The organism is Acinetobacter sp. UBA991, assembly GCF_002292065.1.
GTDB classification, from domain to species: Bacteria; Pseudomonadota; Gammaproteobacteria; order Pseudomonadales; family Moraxellaceae; genus Acinetobacter; species Acinetobacter higginsii.
On the sequence record NZ_DBBF01000034.1, the window covers coordinates 1 to 20,381 of the forward strand.

Below are 20,381 nucleotides of genomic sequence, written 5' to 3' on the forward strand. Positions count from 1 at the left end.
GCTTAACTTCCTAAGCCCCTATGTTTTAATCAACAAAATCAAATTAATAGATCAATAAACACACACCCTCTTGTACGTTTAGATGCATCAATAGAAAACATGAATGCTCAAGCATTTTTCGTGACTTTATCAGTTCATTTATTGACATTTGTAAAATATTTAAGCGCATAAAAATTATGATACTTTTCGCGCCATTCTGTTACAAAGTGATTTGAGAGAACATATTAATGAAGCTGAATGCTATTCAAACGGCTCTTCTACTTAGCTTAGTTCCAACAACGACAACATTTGCCGCAGCACTGGATCGCTCAGGTCAATCAATTGCAGCATTTTTACAGCCAAATAACTATTTTGAAGCAGGTCTTACTGTTCTTGATCCCAATGTATCAGGTAAGGACACATCTCAAAACAATACAGGGAATATGGCGAATCATTATTACTCGCCAAATGCTGCCCTAAAAATTCAAGCAACGGATAAATTCTCGATTGGTTTGATCTATGATCAGCCTTATGGGGCGGATGCAGAATACACAGGCAAAAGTAACTTTATCGAAAGCCGTCCTTTGCCTTTTAAAGGTGGTACATCAGTTACGGTCGATACTGAAAACTTAAACTTGTTATTCGGTTATCAACCAACACAAAACTGGAACCTTTATGCGGGTGCGGTTTATCAAACTTTAGACAGTACCGTGTTATTACGTGGTCAGAGCTATAGTGCCTATAGTGGTTATGATTTTAAAACTGGCCGTGATGAAGCAGTCGGTTGGTTAGCAGGGGTTGCTTATCAAATTCCTGAAATCGCACTCAAAACCTCTTTGACCTATCGTGCCAAAATCAAGCATGAAATGAATGCTTATGAAACACATGGCATCGCAGGTATGACTGGTAATGCGGGTTTTGATGCGATTTTAAATAAAATCAATCATTCAACAGGCACAACTGAAATCACCACCCCTCAATCGGTTAACCTTGATTTCCAAACAGGGATTATGGAAAACACCGTTGCGTTTGCGAATTTACGCTGGGTGAACTGGAAAGATTTTGCCATTCGTCCATATAAATTTGGTGCTGCTTCAACATTACCTCCAATCGTTGCTTCAACAGGTAAAAAAGACGGTTTTGATCTGGTTGCATATACCGAAGATCAATACTCAATTACCGCAGGCGTTGGTCGTAAACTGAATGATCAATGGGCAGGAAATGTATCTGTGGGTTGGGATTCTGGTGCAGGTAACCCTGTAACTACACTGGGTCCAACTGAAGGTTATTGGAATGTCGGTATCGGTGTTCAATATAGTCCTACACCTGCAACCTTTATTGCGGGTGGCGTGAAATACTTCTGGCTCGGCGATGCCAAAGCTCAATCAGGTTCACAATTCAACACACCAGGTTATGTGGCTGAATTTGAAAATAATGATGCCATCGCTTATGGTTTAAAGATTGGGTATAAATTCTAAGAAATCTCCCCTCACCCTGAGCCACGACTGAAGTGGCGCAAGGTGAAAAAGCCCCCCTCCTTTTCTAAAGGTGGGCTGGGGAGGATTAATTACTCTGGAATATCACGTTGTGATACCGAACGAATCGCCTGTTTTAATGCCTCATAACCATGCAATGGTGGGAACTGTGGAAATTCTGCAATCACATTGGCTGGTGCATCAAATAAGAAACCATGATCAGCTTCACCCAGCATCGTGGTATCGTTATAAGAATCACCTGCTGCAATGACACGGAAGTTCAAACCATGCAATGCTTTTACCGCCTGACGCTTTTGATCAGGTTGACGTAATTTATACGCAGTGATCATGCCATTTTTATCAGTTTCAAGCTTATGACAGAAAATCGTTGGCCATCCCAATTGTTTCATGAGTGGATGCGCAAACTCATAAAAAGTATCAGATAAAATAATCAATTGGAAATGAGTACGTACCCATTCAACAAATTCTTTCGCGCCTTCAAATGGCCCCATATCAGCAATCACAGCTTGAATATCATTCAATCCCAAGCCATGTTGTTTTAAGATATTCAAACGTTGTGTCATCAGTACATCGTAATCTGGAATGTCACGTGTAGTTGCTTCGAGTTCTTTAATCCCTGTTTTTTTTGCAAAGTTAATCCAGATTTCTGGAACTAACACCCCTTCAAGATCTAGGCATACGATTTCCATGAATGCTTCCAATGTTGGTTAAAAATTGCTGTATCATAGCACTAAGATTATTCAATTTTTGCGCTGTTGTTGAATAAAATCATTTTATTCTGCAAGATTAAAATCAATGACAAGCACACTGCTTTGCTTCGATTGATTTACAATTGTGCCCAAGCCTATCGCCAGGAACATCCATGACTGTTATTCCGACTATTGACCTTGTAGATGCGCTCGCTGCTGAATATGCAGATAAATCGCCACGAGAAATTTTAGCACTTGCGTTAAGCCAGCAAGGTGAAATCGCAATTTCATTTTCAGGCGCAGAAGATGTTGTTTTAATTGATATTGCTTCTCGTCTTGGCAAACCCTTCCGTGTTTTTAGTTTGGATACGGGGCGTTTACATGCAGAAACTTACCAATTCATTGAAACTGTTCGTAAGCACTATAAAATCGATATTGAAATTTGCTTCCCTGAGTCTGCTGCTGTTCAGCAATTCGTGACTGAAAAAGGCTTGTTTAGCTTTTTTGAAGATGGACATCAGGAATGTTGTGGAATCCGTAAAGTACAACCTCTGCGCAAGAAACTGGCAACATTGGATGGATGGATTACTGGCCAACGTAAGGATCAAAGTCCAACCCGTAGCGAAGTACCTGTGGTTCAAGCTGATGCTGGTTTTTCGGGTGAAGGCAAGCAATTGATCAAATATAACCCGCTTGCAAATTGGAGCAGTGCCGATGTCTGGAGTTATATCCGCATGATGGAAATTCCATATAACCCATTGCACGAACGCGGTTTTACTTCAATTGGTTGCGAACCATGTACACGTGCGGTGCTGCCAAATCAACATGAACGCGAAGGTCGTTGGTGGTGGGAAGAGGCCACGCATAAAGAATGTGGTTTGCACGCAGGCAACCTAAAAAAATAATCAATTACAGATTTGGTATATTAAAACCACTGATTCGTCAGTGGTTTTATTTTTCCTGACTCGCCTGTCTAAAGTCATATTTTAACCAGAACAAACAGTATATACTGCGCAGAACGGTTCCAATAATTCTAATAAGAGCTCTTCGAGAGTATCTTAGAAAAAATGCGATGAGAGGCTAGATCTGCTATGCGCCCACTACACCCCATTGATTTTATCTTTCTCTCGCTAGAGAAAAGGCAACAGCCTATGCATGTAGGTGGATTGTTTTTATTCGAGCTTCCAGAGAATGCATCACCCACGTTTGTGCACGATCTCGTCAATGAAATTCGCCAATCAAAAAGTATTCCTGTCCCGCCATTTAACAATCAACTGAATGGTTTGTTCTGGGGCGAAGACAGCGAATTTGATCTGGATCACCACTTCCGCCATATTGCGCTGCCAAATCCTGGACGTATCCGTGAATTACTGGTTTATATTTCACAGCAGCATAGCTCCTTGATTGATCGCGCCAAGCCTCTTTGGACCTGCGACATTATTGAAGGCATTGAAGGCAACCGTTTTGCCATGTATTTCAAAATTCACCATGCCATGGTGGACGGCGTCGCAGGTATGCGTCTGATTGAAAAATCACTTTCGCAAGATCCAAATGAAAAGCATGTAGTGCCACTCTGGTGTGTAGAAGGTAAACGAACCAAACGCCTCAAAGCACCAAAGCCGCCGACTGTCAGCAAAATCAAAGGTGTGATGGAAGGGATTAAATCTCAGCTTGAAGTTGCCCCTAAAGTCATGCAAGAGCTGTCGCAAACCATTTTTAAAGAGATGGGCAAAAATCCAGATTATGTCTCAACCTTTCAAGCACCACCTTCTATTCTGAACCAACGCGTGAGTTCTTCACGTCGTTTTGCCGCACAATCCTTTGAACTCGGTCGTTTCCGTCGTATTGCCAAATCTTTGGGTGTAACGCTCAATGACGTGATTCTAGCGGTATGTTCAGGTGCTTTACGTGAATACCTCATCAGCCATAACAGCTTGCCAAAGAAACCTTTAATTGCGATGGTTCCTGCATCACTGCGTACCGACGATTCTGATGTCAGCAATCGTATTACCATGATTTTGGCCAATCTTGCGACCCATATTGAAGATCCAATTGAGCGTTTAGAAGTTATTCGCCGTAGCGTACAGAACTCGAAACAGCGTTTTAGCCGTATGACTGCCAATGAGATTTTGAATTATAGTGCAGTTGTGTATGGTCCAGCCGGTTTGAATATTGCATCAGGCATGTTACCTAAGCGTCAAGCCTTTAACCTTGTCATCTCAAACGTACCAGGTCCGCGTGAACCTTTATATTGGAATGGTGCAAAGTTAGATGCGCTCTACCCTGCATCGATTGTGATGGATGGACAGGCACTGAATATCACCATGACCAGTTATTTAGATAAACTGGAAGTGGGTTTGATTGCATGTCGTAATGCTTTGCCAAAAATGCAAAATTTACTGACCCATTTAGAAGAAGAAATTCAACGCTTTGAGCAAGCGATTCAAGATTTACCACAGAAAGTGGCGAATTAAGGATTGAGAAAAAATTAAGGGGCTTTCAGTGGCCCCTTATTTTTTGATTGTGCGGCAACGTTGTAGCAGTTGATGGCAGGCTGAACGAATCATCGCCGTAGTAATCTGAACTTCTTTACCTTGGCTGTCTACCATATAACATGTATTTACAGGGTTGCTGTCTAAAACATGCTTGAAACCGTGGTTCACTAATCTTTCACTCACATTCATCGTTATATACCTCATATTATTTGCTAAGGGACCCAAAAGTACCTATGGCTCATTTTATGGTTCTAGTATTTAAAATTCGTGATAGAAAGTAAAATTTCAGTTGTAACAAGGCTTAAGCGAAATCTTGTTACAACTTTAGGTCAAAATGATATCGTATTGCTCTTGCGTATATAGATTTTCCACTTGGAATTTGATCACACGATTCACAAAATGTTCTAAATCCGCGACAGCTGGGGCTTCTGCTGTTAATAGCCGATCTATCACAGCTGGATGCGCAACGACAGTAAAGCCACCCTTGGAATCAAATGCACGCGCATAACGCATGATCTCTCGAAATATTTCGTAACATACTGTCTCTGCTGTCTTCACATAGCCTCGCCCTTGGCAGGTTGGACATGATTCACAAAGCAAATGTTCCAATGATTCACGCGTGCGTTTACGTGTCATTTCAACTAAGCCCAGCTCCGAAACTTGGGTAATTTTAGTTTTCGCATGATCGCGTTCCAGCATTCGTTCAAACTGACGCATCACTTCTTCACGATGCTCAGCTTCCTGCATGTCGATAAAATCAATAATCAGAATCCCCCCCAAATTACGCAGACGCAGTTGTCTTGCGATCACTTGAGTAGCTTCCATATTGGTTTTAAATACCGTGTCTTCTAAGCTGCGCCCACCAACATATGAGCCGGTATTGACATCAATCGTGGTCATCGCTTCGGTCTGATCAATCATCAGATAGCCGCCAGACTTGAGTGCGACACGGGTTTGCAACGCTTTTTGAATATCTTCTTCGACGTTATACAAATCGAAAAGTGGCTTTTCGCCAGGATAATGAATTAAGCGATTTTGAATCGTCGGAACAAACTCATCGACAAATTCACTGAGCTTGCCATGAATCTCGCGTGAATCGACATAGATCTTCGCCGTTTCATCACTGGCTAAATCTCTGATGATACGTTGCGGTAAAGGCAATTCTTCAAAGATCAGTTCAGCCGTTGCCGCTTCTTTTTGTTTGCGCTGAATAAATTCCCAAAGTTTGCTGAGATAACACATATCTTGTGCAATCGCAGCTTCATCGACGCCTTCTGCCGCAGTACGAACAATGACGCTACCTGGTAAATTATGTTCTGCCTGAATATGTTCAATGATGCTACGTAGGCGATCTCGCTCTTCTTCAGACTCAATTCGCTGCGACACACCAATGTGATTGCCATAAGGCATGAGCACGAGATAACGCGACGGGATAGAAAGATCAGTACTTAGACGAGCACCTTTGGTCCCCAACATATCTTTCATGACTTGGACAGTGAGCATCTGTCCCGGGTGTAACAGCTCAAAAACGTTTGGTGTCGGTTGCGAACGCGACCACACCATATCGTTAATATGCAAAAAAGCGGTTCGAGACAAACCAATATCGACAAAGGCTGCTTGCATACCTGGTAGTACACGAACCACTTTACCTTTGTAGATATTACCCACTAACCCACGTTTTACAGTTCGCTCAACGAATAATTCATTGACCGTACCATTTTCAATCAATGCCACACGACATTCCATCGGCGTGACGTTAATCAGCAACTCTTCTGCCATAACAAACTCAAAATTTTATAAAAATTCTTATACCCGAAAGTGTCGTTCCCTGTATTGAAATACTTAGGCTTTAACGCTTTCTAATAACTGTGCGATCTCATGCAAAGGCAAACCCACGACATTGCTATAACTGCCTCGAATTTGTGGAATATATTGTGCTGCAATTCCCTGTATCGCATAAGCACCTGCTTTACCAATCGGTTCGCCCGTTGCCCAATATTTTTCCATTTCCGCATGACTGAGTTGCTGTAACTCAACTTGCGTTCTCACCACACGACTCAAAATCTGAGCAGAACTTGCAACACAAATTCCAGAATAGACATCATGCCATTGCCCAGAAAGCATCGACCAGATGGAAAAAGCGTGTTGCTTTGACTCTGGCTTACCAATGATCTGCCCAGCAAAACTTAAACTGGTATCTGCCGCAATCACAATTGCGTCAGTATATTTATTTAAAACGACTTGTGCCTTCTCGCGCGCCAAGCGTTCAACATAATGCTCAACAGTCTCACCCTCATGCACCGCCTCATCGACATCTGGACGATAGATTTCAAAGTCCAAACCCAACTGCTGTAGTAGCTCCTGCCGACGAGGCGAGCTTGATGCGAGAATTATATGCGCCATTTATGTAAGCAATAATAAACCAATGGCCATGCCAGTACACTTGTCACAACCGGTTGCCAATGGCGCGCAATCGAAAAATGTGTACCTGCAATGGTCTGGCTAATCCACAAAAAAGTAATATGTGCAACAATCGCAATCACCGCAATCACCCACGAATTCCCAAAAGTGAGAATACGGCGCTCACGGATTAAATAGCGAATACCGAAACTGATTACAACAAAACTGAGTGCATTTAAGCCAAACGGTGCATCGAGCAGCAGGTCGGCAAACAGGCCCATGCCAAAAGCAAACCAGACACCACACCAAACAGGCTGATAGAGAATCCAGAACAGCATAATCATGAGCATGATGGATGGTCGCCAACCCGAGGCCTCATAGGCCATTGGATAAACCATCAATACAGAACCAATCACAATGGATAGAATAATCATCCATAGCGGATCTTTGCGTTTCTCATAATTGAGCTTAGCGATCGGCATACGGTTGCTCCTGCGCTAAGGATTCAGAGAACAGCACCACAACATGATGACCACTGGCAAGTTGAGCTGCTGGAGTAACATCAATTTCAGCAAACTCACCTGAAGTATGACGACTGACTTTAGACACAGTTCCCACTAAATAACCTGCTGGGAAATGTTCGCCTAAACCTGAACTAAAGACTTTGTCACCAACCTGAATATTGGCACTGGTAGGCACATATTCCATTTTGAGTTGACCCAAATCGCCAGTACCCGAAATAATCGCACGCATTCCAGTACGCTCTAAACGCACAGACAATGAATGCTCTTTATCAGACAACAGCATGATACGGGCACTATGTGGATAGACATTAATAATCTGCCCCATAATCCCTTTATCGTCTAGAACAGTTTGTCCCGCACTTAAATGATCCACTGAACCACGGTTAATGATAATAATATGGCGTAATGGGTCTGCATCCGTTCCAATCACTTCCGCAATTTGCATACGTCCATCAATAATCAATGGCGTATCCAAAAGCCCTCTTAAACGGTTATTTTCCGCAGAGAGTTCTGAAAGTTTTTGGAGGCGGACTTGTGCTTGTAGCAGTTCAGCTTGCATTGCGGTATTTTCACGACGCAATTGCGCTTCAGATTTGGTTTGTTGGTTAAGCCATTCTCGCGACAGTACAGGATAGCTTGCCAGCGCATAAATTGGATTATACGCGGCGTACAAGACATCCCTTGCAGGTTGAATTACATAAGGCATGCGCCAATCAAAGAAAAGCACCACCAAACATGTAATCACCGCAATAACAAATGAGCGAAAAGATGGCGGTTGTCTTGAAAAAAGATTCGGTTGCACCGCCTAGTCCTTATGATTTAACCAACGAAAAGCATGTCGTGGTTTGGATTGTCAAAGAACTCTAATACTTTACCGCCGCCACGAGTGACACAAGTTAAAGGATCATCTGCAACAATTACAGGCAAACCTGTTTCTTGCGCAAGCAATTTATCTAGGTTACGCAATAATGCACCACCACCTGTCAGCACAATACCGCGCTCTGCAATATCCGAAGACAATTCAGGTGGCGTTTGTTCTAGTGCAGATTTAACAGCACTCACAATGCTTTGTAACGGATCAGAAATGGCCTGCGTAATTTCATCAGACGTCACCGTAATCGCGCGAGGTACGCCCTCAGCCAAGTTGCGACCGCGAACTTCGATCTCTAGGGTCTTGCCATCAGCAACAGCCATACCCACTTCTTTTTTAATGACTTCGGCTGTCGTTTCCCCGATCACACAACCGTGTGCTTTACGCACATAATTGATGATTTGCTCATCAAATACATCACCACCGATACGTAATGAATCAGCGTAGACACAACCCTGTAATGAAATGATTGCAATTTCAGTGGTACCACCACCAACATCGACCACCATCGAACCACATGCTTGCTCAACAGGCATACCCGCACCAATTGCAGCAGCCATTGGCTCTTCGATTAAACGTACATCACGCGCACCTGCATTAAATACAGCTTCGCGAATCGCACGACGCTCAACCAATGTCGATTTACAAGGTACACAGACCACGACACGCGGTGCTGGCGGGAATAAACGCTTTTCATGCACTTTGCCAATGAACTGATTCAACATGGTCTCAGTGACTTCAAAATCAGCAATCACACCGTCTTTCATCGGACGAATTGCTGAAATATTCGCTGGTGTACGGCCTAACATTTGTTTAGCATCAATACCTACAGCGGCAACAATTTTTTGTGAACCACTATGGCGAATTGCCACAACAGTTGGTTCATTTAATATAATGCCACGGCCTGGTGCATAAATAAGTGTATTTGCAGTACCTAAATCAATGGCTAAATCCGGCGAAAACAAGCCAATTAGTCGTTTTAGAATCACGGGGGCGTTCTCAATTAAACTTTGTGTGAATACAAGGTGGCAACTTTAACTAAATGTGATGATTTGAACAAGTCAATCGCTTATTATAACGCACGATATTTTGAAATTTTTTAATACTGAATTAGGTAAAGTTATGTCTACATCATCAGATGCTCAGCAGACAACTGACTTAAATGCGCAAACGGTCTCGCAAATTGCACACCTTGCACGTTTATCTCTCAATGACACGCAATCTGCTGAATATGCTCAAAGTTTGAATAAAATCCTTGGCATGATGGAAAGCTTGAAAGGCATTAATACCGATGATGTTGAGCCTTTAAAGAGCCCATTTGACAACCCGCAACCCTTACGCGCTGACGTTGTGACTGAAAGCAACCATCGTGATGAATATCAAGCGGTCGCACCTGCTACAGAAGCAGGTTTATACCTCGTACCTCGCGTAATTGAATAAGTTTTATTCGATTAGTCAATATTTTATATTTAGAATGTAAAGAAATTTTTCATATGACAGATTTACATCGCTTATCAATCCGTGAACTCTCTGAAGGCTTAAAACAAGCCCAATTTTCATCACGCGAATTGACTGAACATTATTTAAAGCGTATTGCCCAAATTGACCCTAAAGTAAAAAGTTATGTGACGGTCACTGCAGAACAGGCACTTGCTGAAGCAAATGCAGCCGATGCAGCACTGAAAGCAGGCAATGCACACGCGCTGGCAGGTATTCCACTTGCCCACAAAGATATTTTTTGTACCCAAGGCATTAAGACCACTGCCGGTTCAAAAATGTTGGATAACTTCATTTCACCTTATGATGCAACTGTGGTTGCAAAAGCCAAAGCTGCGGGTCTCGTGACTTTAGGTAAGGTGAACATGGATGAATTCGCCATGGGTTCAACTTCTGAAAACTCTTATGTCGGTGCAACCTCTAACCCTTGGGCACTGGATCATGTTCCGGGTGGTTCATCAGGTGGTTCTGCAGCAGCCGTAGCGGCTGATCTTGCACCAATCGCAACAGGTACCGATACAGGTGGCTCAATTCGTCAACCTGCTTCATTCTGCGGCTTAACAGGCTTAAAACCGACCTATGGTCGTGTATCTCGCTTCGGTATGATTGCGTATGCATCATCTCTCGACCAAGGCGGCCCAATGGCACGTTCTGCGGAAGACTGCGCTTATTTGATGAATGTGATTGCAGGTCATGATGCTAAAGACTCAACTTCGATCAACAAAGACGTTGATGATTATGTTGCTAACTTGAATGGCACAGCGGTAAAAGGCTTACGCATTGGTATTCCAAAGCAATACTTCAATGTGGCTGGTTTAGACGCTGATGTAAAAGCACGCGTTGAAGAGTCACTGAAAAAGCTTGAAGAGATGGGCGCGATCTTGGTTGAGATTGATCTCAACATGACTGAAGCTTATGTACCGACTTACTACTTGATCGCGCCTGCGGAAGCTTCTTCGAACCTGTCACGTTTTGACGGCGTACGTTATGGCTACCGTTGTGAAAATCCTGTGGATTTGATGGACTTGTACAAACGCTCACGTTCAGAAGGTTTTGGTGCTGAAGTACAACGTCGTATCCTGATCGGGACGTATGCCCTTTCTGCGGGTTACTACGATGCCTACTATGTGAAAGCGCAAAAAGTACGTCGTTTGATTCAGCAAGATTTCCTCAAAGCATTTGAAAATGTTGATGTGATTGCTGCGCCATCTGCACCAACCACAGCCTATAAAATCGGTGCGAATCTCAGCCCGACTGAAATGTATTTAGGCGATATCTATACCCTTGCTGTGAACTTGGCAGGTCTACCAGCCATCAACGCACCTGTAGGTTTTGATAAAGACAGCTTGCCTGTGGGCTTACAGTTGATTGGTAACTACTGGTCAGAATCACAATTGCTTTCGATTGTGCATCAATATCAACAAAATACAGACTGGCATACCAAACGCGCGGCAATTGCTGAGGAGAATGCATAATGGCTGAAGCTCAAAAGTTAAAGCTTATTGACGGTTGGGAAGTTGTTATCGGGATTGAGATCCACACTCAGCTTGCAACGCAATCAAAAATCTTCTCTGGTTCATCGACTGAATTTGGTCAAGACCCAAATACACAAGCCAGCCTTGTTGATCTAGCAATGCCGGGTGTATTACCAGTATTGAATGCTGAAGTGGTTGATCTTGCGATTCGCTTTGGTTTGGGGATTGATGCCTATATCGACCAAGCCTCTGTGTTTGCACGTAAGAACTACTTCTACCCAGATTCGCCAAAAGGCTACCAGATCAGCCAAATGGACAATCCGATTGTAGGCTTGGGTCATATCGACATCCAGCTTGAAGATGGCACTGTGAAGCGTATTGGCGTAACGCGTGCCCATCTTGAAGAAGATGCTGGTAAATCGATCCATGACCAATTCGAAGGTATGTCGGGGATCGACTTAAACCGTGCGGGTACACCATTGCTAGAAATCGTGTCTGAGCCGGATATGCGTTCGGTTGAAGAAGCGGTTGCCTATATCAAATCGATTCACACCTTGGTGCGTTGGTTGGGTATTTCTGACGGTAACATGGCAGAAGGTTCATTCCGTGCCGACTGTAACGTGTCACTCCGTCGTCCGGGTCAGCCATTTGGTACGCGTTGCGAGTTGAAAAACCTCAACTCATTCCGTTTCATTGAGCAAGCGATCAATGTTGAAATTGAACGCCAAATGGAAATCTTGGAATACGGCGGCGAAATTGATCAGGAAACCCGTTTGTTCGATCCGAACAAAATGGAAACCCGTTCAATGCGTTCGAAAGAAGAAGCGAACGACTATCGCTACTTCCCAGATCCAGACTTGTTGCCAGTGATCATTGCCAACGAACAGATCGAAGCGGCACGTGCTGCCCTTCCAGAACTACCTAAAGCGCGTCGTGCTCGCTTTATCGCTGACTTTGCTGTGACTGAGTATGATGCGCATGTATTGACGCTGTCACGCGAAATGGCGGACTTCTACGAAGCGGTTGTGGCTGCTGCTGGCGGTGCCAAGCAAGGTAAAGTTTCTGCAAACTGGGTGATGGGTGAATTCTCAGGTGCTTTAAACAAAGCAGGTCTAGAATTGGCGGACTCTCCTGTTTCTGCTGAGCAGTTGGGTGGCATGATTGCACGTATCGTGGACAATACCATTAACGGCAAAATTGCGAAGCAAGTGTTTGGCTTTATGTGGGAAGCAGAAGGAAAATCTGCGGATGACATCATTGCTGAGAAAGGCTTAAAGCAAGAAACCGATACAGGTGCGATTGAAGCAATTATCAAAGACGTGCTTGCAGCCAATGAAAAAATGGTTGAAGAGTACAAGTCAGGTAAGGAAAAAGCCTTTAACGGTCTGGTTGGTCAAGTCATGAAAGCTGCAAAAGGTAAAGCTAACCCTGCGCAAGTGAATGAGTTGATGAAGAAATTGATTGGTTAAACTGATCTAACTTCAAAAGAAAACCCGCTTTAGAGCGGGTTTTCTTTAATGTTTCAACAATTCCAAAGGTAGCTTTCTGTACAAATCCATTTGATCCTTATAAAATAAAATACGCTTGGATCTTAGATCTATAGGAACCTCTAAATGCGATTCAGCAATTAAAATTACTTTTTTATCTAACGCATGTGCTATTCCTAATTCATAAAAAACATTAGAATTACGCCCTGATATATTTGCAATTATAATTTCCGATGAAACTATAAACTTAAGTATATGTGGAAATATATCAGATTTAAAATCTTGTTCATCACCTCTAAAACATTTATAATTAACATCATTACAAACATCTCTAATTACTTGAAAATCGCTATCAAAATCAGGATGAAAAGGAGTTAAAACAAAAACCTTTCTTTCTTCAACTTTCAAGTCTCTCTCATCTAAACCTGCATCTCTTAAAAAATCGTTTAAAATTATATTATTTTTATTTCCGCTTGAATAACGATTCCCATTTATTGGGAAGTAATTCATCTCTTTAAACTGATCATAAGTATTTGATAATCTATTATTTAATTCATACATTTCTCTTTCAAGTTTTACACGTAAAAAATCAAGCTCAATCTTCGCTTTCTCATCATCATAATTAGATTTCTTTTTTTGTGTCATTAAATAAGTCATTAAGCCCATGATTACACCTGAAAAGCCTAATACGACTGATACTAAAGTGACAAATTCTTTCGTAATCACAAACTCACCTCATAAAAACATATAAAATAATAAACAACACCTGTAATCAAAATATTAAAAAGAAACATACCATATGAAAAACCAGTCTTTTTATCATCTAAAAATTTGATTTGGCTTTTGTAAATAAATGCACTTTGTATTCCACCAACAAGAAAACAAAGCAATGCGGACATTAATGATGCATTATTAAGCCCACCTGAGGATAACAAAATTACTGAAGTCGCAACAAAAGTTAAATCAACAGGTAAGCCGCTTAGAAAATCATAAGCTGTGTCAAATACATCTTTACTTGTGTAAAGCCTGCTTTCATTAAATTAGAAAGAATTAAGAATAATGCAGGCAATATATATTCATATTGCATAGTAATAAATTTTTCCCCCAAAAAATTTATGCAACTAAATACCACAAATCAGCTTCACAAGCAAAAAATATCTATATACTAAAAATCAACTATGAGCCATGAAGTCCACATATTTGATTCAAAGTTCATTGAACTATACTAACTCTGTGTAATATTTAACGTAAAAACAATTTTTATGAAGCAATTTACTCATGATATAGCTATACAATAAGCAGATAAGAAGAGAGTTTTTATATTTCACTGCCCTCTTAACACACCCAACTTATTCCAGATATCAGGTGTTAAAAAAGTCGTAACCAATTTATTCAAATCAATATAACGCAAGGTACCTTGCAACTGCTGTCTGACCGCTGGGTCTTTGACAATATCCTGCCCTGCACTCTGACCTAACTGCTGAAAAGCCTCTCCAACAGCCTTAATACCTTCAGCCTGAATCACAGCTTTGGTTTGTGTCGAACACTGCTCCACAATCACACGCTGTAGCACCTGCGCCAACTTCTGATCCAACTGAGTTTTCTGCTCAGGTGTGACATTACTAAAAGACTTTAAATCTGGATGTGCTGCCAAAGCGGTGAAAGTCCATTGCAAAACCGTGGTTTTATCCGCAGCAGTAGTCGCTTTAACTAGACAATCACTCAATTGATCGACTGTTGGCCCTGCCATCGCCACTTGTGTTGTACCCAACACAGCCGCAGCCATGAATACAGAACGACTCAAATGAGAAAATTTACGGCGGGCAGAAGTATAAACACGAGACATAAGCACAGTTCCAAATTGCAATCTTTCCCTTTGTACCATGCTCTGTCTAGATCATCTGTTATGACGCTGTAAATTGCGTAAGTCCACGCCCTTAAAGCTTTGGCAAAATGTAAAAACCATGATGATGGTAAATCACTCAACCTGCACCCTCATAATCCCATTCTTCAGGAATATTCGGCTGCTCAGGTGCTTTATTTAAATCAATATTCAAGTTGCGGCTGCCCTTAAATGATTTCTCACCCGAATCTGACGCAGGTGACACATCCAGACTGTAGCGGTAACGGAATTGCCAAAGCATCGGCTTGATCGGACGAATATCCAGACTCAAACTATCTTCATCATGGCACTTGCCTTTAGAACTTTCATAATCCTGTTCTGAGAAACAAGCCCGAATCATACGGCTAAAATTAAAGGGATAATTTTCAATAAAGCGGTGCGTCTTGCCTGAATCCTTTAACTCATAAAAGCTGGCATGCTCAACACTTGCACCGCCACCTGAATACATTTCTGAAAAGGTATCAATCACTGCAACGGCATAACGGTTTTGATCCATTGGAAACAGTTTGGGGAAAATATATTGGCTAGATCGTGCCATTTCTTCCGTAGCCGCCAATTCAATACGCCACTGCTTTAACAATTTAAAACCTGTGCTCGATGTCGCAAACTGGGCAATATATCCCTCAGATAATAACCATAAGGTTTGATCTGGCGTTTTCAGGCTCTTCCATTGTGTGCGCTGCGGACATAGCTCTTTTACTTGTTCACAGAGTTGCGTCTGTTCCATTGCACTCAGTTGTCCCTTTTTAAAGTCAAGAATCTGTAAAGGCGCAGCAAAAACAGATGCACTAAAATAGGCGGATGCACCCATTAAAATCATTCCACCTAAACCCATCTTATATTTAAGCATTGTGTTTCCTTAGGCTATTTTATATTCGTAATATTATTTGACGATTGCTTCAATCTGATCAAGATCCCACACTCCACCTGCGGCAAGGCCTCGACACATCCCTGTCCAGCGATCTAGCGTATGTACAAACTTCTGTCCATCCCAGACCCATTCATCACTCGACCAACAATCACCAATACCACGCCCTTTCTGCGAACTGCTGAGAATCCCATTATAAAACTCAGAGGAATGTTCCGTCACAAAAGTGGCTTTATTAGCCAGTGACTCATCCAATACCCATGCACCATAACCTTCATTATATGCACCTCGCCAACATAGGGTAGCTGCCAAAACTTTTTTATTGGTCAATTTATAGAGATCAATTGCTTGAGGTGCTGTTTGCTTACCATCATAAGCCCCTTCACAAAAGCCTTCTTGTTTCGGAATTGGCTGGGCAGCCATCAAGTTTTGATAGAGTGCAGCATAGCGTTTGTCTGTTGGCCGCAATGTTAGATAAGGCTTACTGGATGTTTTGATCTGCTTGACGGTAAATTTGGGTTGAGCGGCCAATACCTTGGACTCATCTGCCTTGCCCTTTTTAATTAAAGCGCCCACTGTTCCAATACGTTTTTGAAAATCATCCATTTTCAGTAATACCGCAGTCATCCCCTTATCTGAGATTTGCCAATGTAAATTGGCATTTTTAAACACGATTTCGGTCTTTTTCTTGGATTGCTGTAATAAGGCATTGACTTGATTTGTTGAGAGTTGCCCCATCAGTGGGAATTCTGTTCCATCGACGGACACTTGCCCAAAGTCTTTGCCATTCACATAGAAATGGAGATTTTTAAGCTTTGCTGCGGGCATAGAAGGTTGTTCAAAACGAGCCAATGCAAATTCAACCTGTACAGGCTGTCGTGCGCCTGCCTGACGGGTCAATAACAGCGATGCAGGTTCATCATCACTATATTCATTGTAATAACCTGCTGCTCGGCAAGTCCCTGTATTACTACAGTAAATTTCCCAATCTTCATGCGAGAATGAAATGCCTTTGATATCTTGGGCGAAAGCATTGGAACTCAGAATAATAAGGGAACAGGCTGAAAGAATCTTTTTCATAAGACTTATGCTCTAGGCCGTCTAATTTCAATACTATTATTTTAATCATTATGAATACTGACATGATTACTCATACTATATACGTTTTAACGCTACAGATTAAGCAACTTTACCAAAAAACAAATAAACACAAACAACTGTTTTTCAAATAAAATTTTAATTATTTTTCTTTAAAAAAAATTCAACCACCAATGCAATAGGAGTTGTAATATAAAGCAACATTCTAAGCATCATATACCCAAACAAAAGAAGAACATCACTCACAATGAAATTAGCATCCTCTCTATTAAGTTGAATAAATAATATAGAGACTAGAACGCTAGAGAAAATGATAGAAATAAATGCTCTAAGAGAATAATTTTTAATAAATTTAGTAAAAAAGAAAAATAGATTTGAAATGAAAATAACTAACAAAGTAAAAGCTAAAACATGGTCTACAATAATATGTCTATGAAAATAAGCATAAGAATAAGCAAAACCGATGGTCAGTTGTAAATTGAGTAATCCCCGCCCTAGATAGCTTGGCTTCATCATGGTTTATTTCTCAATATTTTTTATGGGGTTAGCGATTTTATCAAGTTCCTTTTTCAACTTAGATGGTAAGAAAATATCAGGTGGCAAATTCTTAAATACACCGATCCCTGTGATTGCATTGGAGGTACATCTAGAACAGCTCAAAATGCCACTGCAACCCTCTTCATTTAAAATTCTGTCTTCAATCTTTAGGAACTCATCTTTAGAAAGATAAAATGTATAAATATACACTTCACCACCATCGGCTAGTTGATATTCTAAGTAACTTCTATAGACATCCGCTCTCTTCTGCGGTTCATAAATAGGAAACAGTCGTAAACGCCCTTCAGCGATTTCTGGATAATAAAAGCTCCCATTGGGATCAAATATTTCAAACCCTTTCGGACTGATAAGCAACATTCCAGCATGTGTACCGACCATAACATCATTATTATTTACCATAATCGTAATTCTGTAGGAAGTTTTCACCTCAATTTTTACTGGATCTTTTTTATTGTTACCTCCTACGGTCAATGTCTTATTTAAAATTTTCATTAAAAAATCTTTCCAAATCAAAATCATTAATTTCTATTGTTATATTTTCAGCTCTTTCGCTATTCGATATATTATTTGTATATCCATTTTTATCAGTAACACCCTCTTCTATCTCCCCATTTTCTCTATGTATTCGATATGGAATCCCCGAGAGTATATTTCCTGTTTTCTGGTCAACAAGCATAAATTGATCAGAGAAGAATTGACCATTTACATAATCTGTCAGTAGAGGTACGACGTTTACGAATGTATCTTTTCCAGTGCTACTGTTACGGACAGCTAAATCTGAAATTTTTATATACATTGAACCACAAGTAGAGACATCACCAGCAACAATTGGGTTTCGTCCATTCACTTGTATGAACCCTCTTTCCGTAGCAATCGCTTTTGATAAAACTTTGCATCGAGGACAATAATGAGTCATTCCTTCTAGGTGAATAGCCTTTCCATCGACTAACCATATTTCCTCACCTTCCAGAATTTTTCCACCATGATCAGTGAAGCAACCTCTTGTTATAAATGCTTGCATATCTGACTAGCTCTAATTAAGAAAATATTAGCACTAGATTAGTTGTTTTACTTTTGTTCCCTTAATTTTTTAAAAAAACTAAATTATTTAATTATTATTAATTCATAGTTTTAATAAGGCATGAATTCTAACTAGAAAAGCCTTTATAAACTCTTACCCTATTAATTAGAGCAATGAGAATCTAAGTAGAATCCAGTCAATTTTTTTTATTATGATTCAAATCTGCTTTCCCCCATATCTCAAACAATATGTTAATTTTAACTCAACCCAAAACATCATCTGAAAATGAAAACATTAATCTCTATTCTTACTATTTTATTCGCATTATCAGCCACTTCAACTCATGCTGAGGTCAGTACCTTTAAACCCATCTTTCCCAAATTTTCAAATACAGCGCAAGAGCGAAAAGCCGAAAACCAAATTTATGCCTTGGGTGAAGTGTCCTTTGCCAACGATGTCCGTGTTCCCTTTTATGGAGTGACTGCACTCAATCCTGCCGATGAAGGCTTATTAAAAGACTTTAAAAACTGTACAGCCAAAAGCTGCCATTTCGATTTTAAACTGGATACACATCAGGCCAAGCAACTCAAATTAGTTGCACTACCTGAAATTGGTGCAGTACTTGTACCCAAAGATTGGCACGATGTGGAGGCATATGCGGGTGCAAATGGTACAGGTTCAGCCCTGCTGATGAGTCCAAATCAAAAACAGGCCATAGAATTATACGATTCATCCTTCTGTGTCGGTTGTGGTATGCCCAATGCCACGCTTTACTTTCCCAATCTGTTAAAAGAGAGTATTGAAAATGAGTTTGGCGGCTATAAAGACCCGCAAAAATTGGTGACCGTGGTCCATCCATCTAAACAAGTGGCTTTCTTTAGTTATCAAATTCCAAACTTGAATAATAAAACCCATGGCGTCGCGAAATACCATGATGAAGACACCTTTAACTTTAGAGAAATCATCGTAACTCTGGACAAATCACAGCAGCATTTGGTTGGGCCCATTTTAAACTTCTATCACTTTAACCATTGAGCCGTTTCAAACAGCTTGACTGGCTTTGAGTAGACTCAAGAAATGCTCAACCCGAACACTATTGCCTTTGGCACGGCAAATTGCATAGATCGGGGCGATACAGGGTTTTTTTGCTTCTAGCGGTTTATACACAATTTGCTTATTCCAGAAGTCCTGAATTGAGGCAGGAACAATTGATAGTCCAATCCCCGCTGCAATCAGATTCAGGCTCGAAGTTAAACGAGGGGCTTCTTGGACAATGTTGGGACTAAACCCCGCCTGATAGCAATTTGCCAAAATATTATCAAACAGGTCTTGCCCCGCAATACGGCGATACAACACAAACTCATACGGCTCTAAATCAAGCAAACGGATTGATCCCGCTTGCTCAGCCAAAGGATGATTACTTGGTAAAGCCACAATCAAGGGCTCATCCAGTACATGTATGCTTTGTACTTCGGCATGAATCGGTGCAGGTTTGCGCAGGAAAACGATATCCAGTTTTTCATTGATCACTGCATCGGTTAAGGCGGTACTGCTATCTTCTTCCAAATGAATGGCAACAGCAGGAAACTGCTCCCTAAATTGACGCAGCACAGCAGGCAAAAAAGGATGCAGCCCTGCGGAGTTGGTAAAGCCAATATTGATTTGACCTTCCAAACCTTGCGCAATGTTTTTGACCCGTTTCGGAATCGACTGGGCATGCGCCAAAATGGTAATCGCTTCCTGATATAAAGCCTTACCCGCTTCCGTCACCTCTACACCTCGGGGCAGACGTTTGAGCAAAGCCGTATCCAGCTCTTCTTCCAAACTTTTGATCAATCGGGTCAGTGGCGGCTGTTGCATATGTAGTCTAACCGCTGCTTTGGAAATATTACTTTCTTCCACCACAGCAACGAATGCATTGAGTTTATGAATATCAATCATACATACCCTAAAAGTATAGATAACGGCAAAAATAGCATTTGTGAATATACCACAAATCTTTCATGCTATAGCTCACAAG

Annotated in this window: 22 protein-coding genes; 7 read left to right on the forward strand and 15 right to left on the reverse strand. The window is 41.3% G+C overall.

All coding sequences use genetic code 11. The annotated features are described in order from the left end of the window. Positions 1-227 precede the first annotated feature (227 nt). Positions 228-1,457, forward strand: coding sequence for an OmpP1/FadL family transporter (locus B2727_RS14365; protein WP_004803000.1), 1,230 nt, complete (start codon positions 228-230; stop codon positions 1,455-1,457). An 89-nt stretch (positions 1,458-1,546) separates the two neighbouring features. Here the strand turns inward: B2727_RS14365 and thrH are convergent, their stop codons facing one another. Next, positions 1,547-2,164 (reverse strand): bifunctional phosphoserine phosphatase/homoserine phosphotransferase ThrH, encoded by a 618-nt coding sequence (thrH, locus tag B2727_RS14370; protein WP_033134753.1) that lies wholly within the window; start codon positions 2,162-2,164, stop codon positions 1,547-1,549. 173 nt (positions 2,165-2,337) lie between these two features. Here thrH and B2727_RS14375 point away from each other — a divergent pair, with 173 nt between their 5' ends. Together B2727_RS14375 and B2727_RS14380 are read left to right on the forward strand one after the other, a co-directional pair. Further along, positions 2,338-3,069 carry a phosphoadenylyl-sulfate reductase gene (locus tag B2727_RS14375; RefSeq protein WP_005206012.1) on the forward strand — a complete coding sequence of 244 codons (732 nt, stop codon included), beginning with the start codon at positions 2,338-2,340 and terminating at the stop codon, positions 3,067-3,069. Between the two features lie 186 nt (positions 3,070-3,255). Continuing rightward, positions 3,256-4,638 carry a WS/DGAT/MGAT family O-acyltransferase gene (locus B2727_RS14380; protein ID WP_004802995.1) on the forward strand — a complete coding sequence of 461 codons (1,383 nt, stop codon included), beginning with the start codon at positions 3,256-3,258 and terminating at the stop codon, positions 4,636-4,638. A 36-nt stretch (positions 4,639-4,674) separates the two neighbouring features. On the opposite strand, the gene B2727_RS14385 is transcribed toward B2727_RS14380, so the two are convergent. From B2727_RS14385 to B2727_RS14410, 6 genes are all read right to left on the reverse strand, one after another. After that, positions 4,675-4,848: a PA1571 family protein gene (locus B2727_RS14385; RefSeq protein ID WP_004775299.1), complete on the reverse strand. Its 174-nt coding sequence runs from the start codon at positions 4,846-4,848 to the stop codon at positions 4,675-4,677. 135 nt (positions 4,849-4,983) lie between these two features. Then, positions 4,984-6,438 carry a ribonuclease G gene (gene rng, locus B2727_RS14390; protein WP_004802994.1) on the reverse strand — a complete coding sequence of 485 codons (1,455 nt, stop codon included), beginning with the start codon at positions 6,436-6,438 and terminating at the stop codon, positions 4,984-4,986. 63 nt (positions 6,439-6,501) lie between these two features. Further along, a complete protein-coding gene (locus B2727_RS14395) occupies positions 6,502-7,062 on the reverse strand; it encodes a Maf-like protein (RefSeq protein WP_005206018.1) in 561 nt (186 codons plus the stop codon). Then, positions 7,050-7,541, reverse strand: coding sequence for a rod shape-determining protein MreD (gene mreD / locus B2727_RS14400; protein WP_005206019.1), 492 nt, complete (start codon positions 7,539-7,541; stop codon positions 7,050-7,052). Before mreD ends, B2727_RS14395 begins: the two co-directional genes overlap by 13 nt. Continuing rightward, the gene (gene mreC, locus B2727_RS14405) at positions 7,528-8,385 is read right to left on the reverse strand and encodes a rod shape-determining protein MreC (RefSeq protein WP_004802987.1); all 858 of its coding nucleotides are present in this window, start codon (positions 8,383-8,385) and stop codon (positions 7,528-7,530) included. The genes mreD and mreC overlap by 14 nt, the downstream gene beginning before the upstream one ends. A gap of 17 nt (positions 8,386-8,402) precedes the next feature. Further along, positions 8,403-9,443 carry a rod shape-determining protein gene (locus tag B2727_RS14410; RefSeq protein ID WP_004652309.1) on the reverse strand — a complete coding sequence of 347 codons (1,041 nt, stop codon included), beginning with the start codon at positions 9,441-9,443 and terminating at the stop codon, positions 8,403-8,405. A gap of 133 nt (positions 9,444-9,576) precedes the next feature. On the opposite strand from B2727_RS14410, the gene gatC reads away from it, so the two are divergent. From gatC to gatB, 3 genes are read left to right on the forward strand one after another with little or no spacing between them, the layout of a single operon-like run. Next, positions 9,577-9,894: an Asp-tRNA(Asn)/Glu-tRNA(Gln) amidotransferase subunit GatC gene (gene gatC, locus B2727_RS14415; protein ID WP_004652310.1), complete on the forward strand. Its 318-nt coding sequence runs from the start codon at positions 9,577-9,579 to the stop codon at positions 9,892-9,894. 53 nt (positions 9,895-9,947) lie between these two features. Next, positions 9,948-11,426 carry an Asp-tRNA(Asn)/Glu-tRNA(Gln) amidotransferase subunit GatA gene (gene gatA, locus B2727_RS14420; RefSeq protein ID WP_033134752.1) on the forward strand — a complete coding sequence of 493 codons (1,479 nt, stop codon included), beginning with the start codon at positions 9,948-9,950 and terminating at the stop codon, positions 11,424-11,426. Then, on the forward strand, positions 11,426-12,895 hold the full coding sequence (gene gatB, locus B2727_RS14425; protein WP_033134751.1) for an Asp-tRNA(Asn)/Glu-tRNA(Gln) amidotransferase subunit GatB: 1,470 nt from the start codon (positions 11,426-11,428) through the stop codon (positions 12,893-12,895). Before gatA ends, gatB begins: the two co-directional genes overlap by 1 nt. A gap of 45 nt (positions 12,896-12,940) precedes the next feature. Here the strand turns inward: gatB and B2727_RS14430 are convergent, their stop codons facing one another. The 7 genes from B2727_RS14430 to B2727_RS14460 all read right to left on the reverse strand — a co-directional run bounded on the left by B2727_RS14430 (position 12,941) and on the right by B2727_RS14460 (position 18,361). Then, positions 12,941-13,639 (reverse strand): hypothetical protein, encoded by a 699-nt coding sequence (locus B2727_RS14430; protein ID WP_050511513.1) that lies wholly within the window; start codon positions 13,637-13,639, stop codon positions 12,941-12,943. Positions 13,640-14,237: 598 nt separating this feature from the next. Beyond that, entirely contained in the window at positions 14,238-14,759 is a 522-nt protein-coding gene (locus B2727_RS14435; RefSeq protein WP_033134750.1) for a hypothetical protein, read from the reverse strand. Positions 14,760-14,895: 136 nt separating this feature from the next. Further along, entirely contained in the window at positions 14,896-15,666 is a 771-nt protein-coding gene (locus B2727_RS14440) for a hypothetical protein (RefSeq protein ID WP_033134749.1), read from the reverse strand. A gap of 33 nt (positions 15,667-15,699) precedes the next feature. Further along, positions 15,700-16,764 carry a DUF1176 domain-containing protein gene (locus tag B2727_RS14445; protein WP_241345121.1) on the reverse strand — a complete coding sequence of 355 codons (1,065 nt, stop codon included), beginning with the start codon at positions 16,762-16,764 and terminating at the stop codon, positions 15,700-15,702. 156 nt (positions 16,765-16,920) lie between these two features. Continuing rightward, positions 16,921-17,298: a hypothetical protein gene (locus tag B2727_RS14450; protein WP_241345120.1), complete on the reverse strand. Its 378-nt coding sequence runs from the start codon at positions 17,296-17,298 to the stop codon at positions 16,921-16,923. Positions 17,299-17,301: 3 nt separating this feature from the next. Then, positions 17,302-17,832, reverse strand: a complete 531-nt coding sequence (locus B2727_RS14455) for a hypothetical protein (protein WP_157671740.1) — start codon at positions 17,830-17,832, stop codon at positions 17,302-17,304. After that, entirely contained in the window at positions 17,816-18,361 is a 546-nt protein-coding gene (locus tag B2727_RS14460; RefSeq protein WP_033134676.1) for a PAAR domain-containing protein, read from the reverse strand. Before B2727_RS14460 ends, B2727_RS14455 begins: the two co-directional genes overlap by 17 nt. 285 nt (positions 18,362-18,646) lie before the next feature. Here B2727_RS14460 and B2727_RS14465 point away from each other — a divergent pair, with 285 nt between their 5' ends. Continuing rightward, positions 18,647-19,396 (forward strand): DUF4850 domain-containing protein, encoded by a 750-nt coding sequence (locus B2727_RS14465; RefSeq protein ID WP_033134677.1) that lies wholly within the window; start codon positions 18,647-18,649, stop codon positions 19,394-19,396. A gap of 6 nt (positions 19,397-19,402) precedes the next feature. Here B2727_RS14465 and B2727_RS14470 read toward each other — a convergent pair whose 3' ends face one another. After that, the gene (locus B2727_RS14470) at positions 19,403-20,302 is read right to left on the reverse strand and encodes a LysR family transcriptional regulator (RefSeq protein ID WP_033134678.1); all 900 of its coding nucleotides are present in this window, start codon (positions 20,300-20,302) and stop codon (positions 19,403-19,405) included. Positions 20,303-20,381 lie beyond the last annotated feature (79 nt).

Coding starts and splice junctions, on each gene's coding strand:
- mreD (WP_005206019.1), bottom strand. CDS start 7,541: ATGCCGATCGCTAAGCTCAATTATGAGAAACGCAAAGATCCGCTATGG.
- B2727_RS14375 (WP_005206012.1), top strand. CDS start 2,338: ATGACTGTTATTCCGACTATTGACCTTGTAGATGCGCTCGCTGCTGAA.
- B2727_RS14465 (WP_033134677.1), top strand. CDS start 18,647: ATGAAAACATTAATCTCTATTCTTACTATTTTATTCGCATTATCAGCC.
- B2727_RS14365 (WP_004803000.1), top strand. CDS start 228: ATGAAGCTGAATGCTATTCAAACGGCTCTTCTACTTAGCTTAGTTCCA.
- gatA (WP_033134752.1), top strand. CDS start 9,948: ATGACAGATTTACATCGCTTATCAATCCGTGAACTCTCTGAAGGCTTA.
- B2727_RS14455 (WP_157671740.1), bottom strand. CDS start 17,832: ATGAAAATTTTAAATAAGACATTGACCGTAGGAGGTAACAATAAAAAA.
- thrH (WP_033134753.1), bottom strand. CDS start 2,164: ATGGAAATCGTATGCCTAGATCTTGAAGGGGTGTTAGTTCCAGAAATC.
- B2727_RS14460 (WP_033134676.1), bottom strand. CDS start 18,361: ATGCAAGCATTTATAACAAGAGGTTGCTTCACTGATCATGGTGGAAAA.
- gatB (WP_033134751.1), top strand. CDS start 11,426: ATGGCTGAAGCTCAAAAGTTAAAGCTTATTGACGGTTGGGAAGTTGTT.
- B2727_RS14385 (WP_004775299.1), bottom strand. CDS start 4,848: ATGAATGTGAGTGAAAGATTAGTGAACCACGGTTTCAAGCATGTTTTA.
- B2727_RS14445 (WP_241345121.1), bottom strand. CDS start 16,764: ATGAAAAAGATTCTTTCAGCCTGTTCCCTTATTATTCTGAGTTCCAAT.
- B2727_RS14395 (WP_005206018.1), bottom strand. CDS start 7,062: ATGGCGCATATAATTCTCGCATCAAGCTCGCCTCGTCGGCAGGAGCTA.
- B2727_RS14435 (WP_033134750.1), bottom strand. CDS start 14,759: ATGTCTCGTGTTTATACTTCTGCCCGCCGTAAATTTTCTCATTTGAGT.
- B2727_RS14450 (WP_241345120.1), bottom strand. CDS start 17,298: ATGATGAAGCCAAGCTATCTAGGGCGGGGATTACTCAATTTACAACTG.
- B2727_RS14470 (WP_033134678.1), bottom strand. CDS start 20,302: ATGATTGATATTCATAAACTCAATGCATTCGTTGCTGTGGTGGAAGAA.
- gatC (WP_004652310.1), top strand. CDS start 9,577: ATGTCTACATCATCAGATGCTCAGCAGACAACTGACTTAAATGCGCAA.
- B2727_RS14440 (WP_033134749.1), bottom strand. CDS start 15,666: ATGCTTAAATATAAGATGGGTTTAGGTGGAATGATTTTAATGGGTGCA.
- B2727_RS14380 (WP_004802995.1), top strand. CDS start 3,256: ATGCGCCCACTACACCCCATTGATTTTATCTTTCTCTCGCTAGAGAAA.
- rng (WP_004802994.1), bottom strand. CDS start 6,438: ATGGCAGAAGAGTTGCTGATTAACGTCACGCCGATGGAATGTCGTGTG.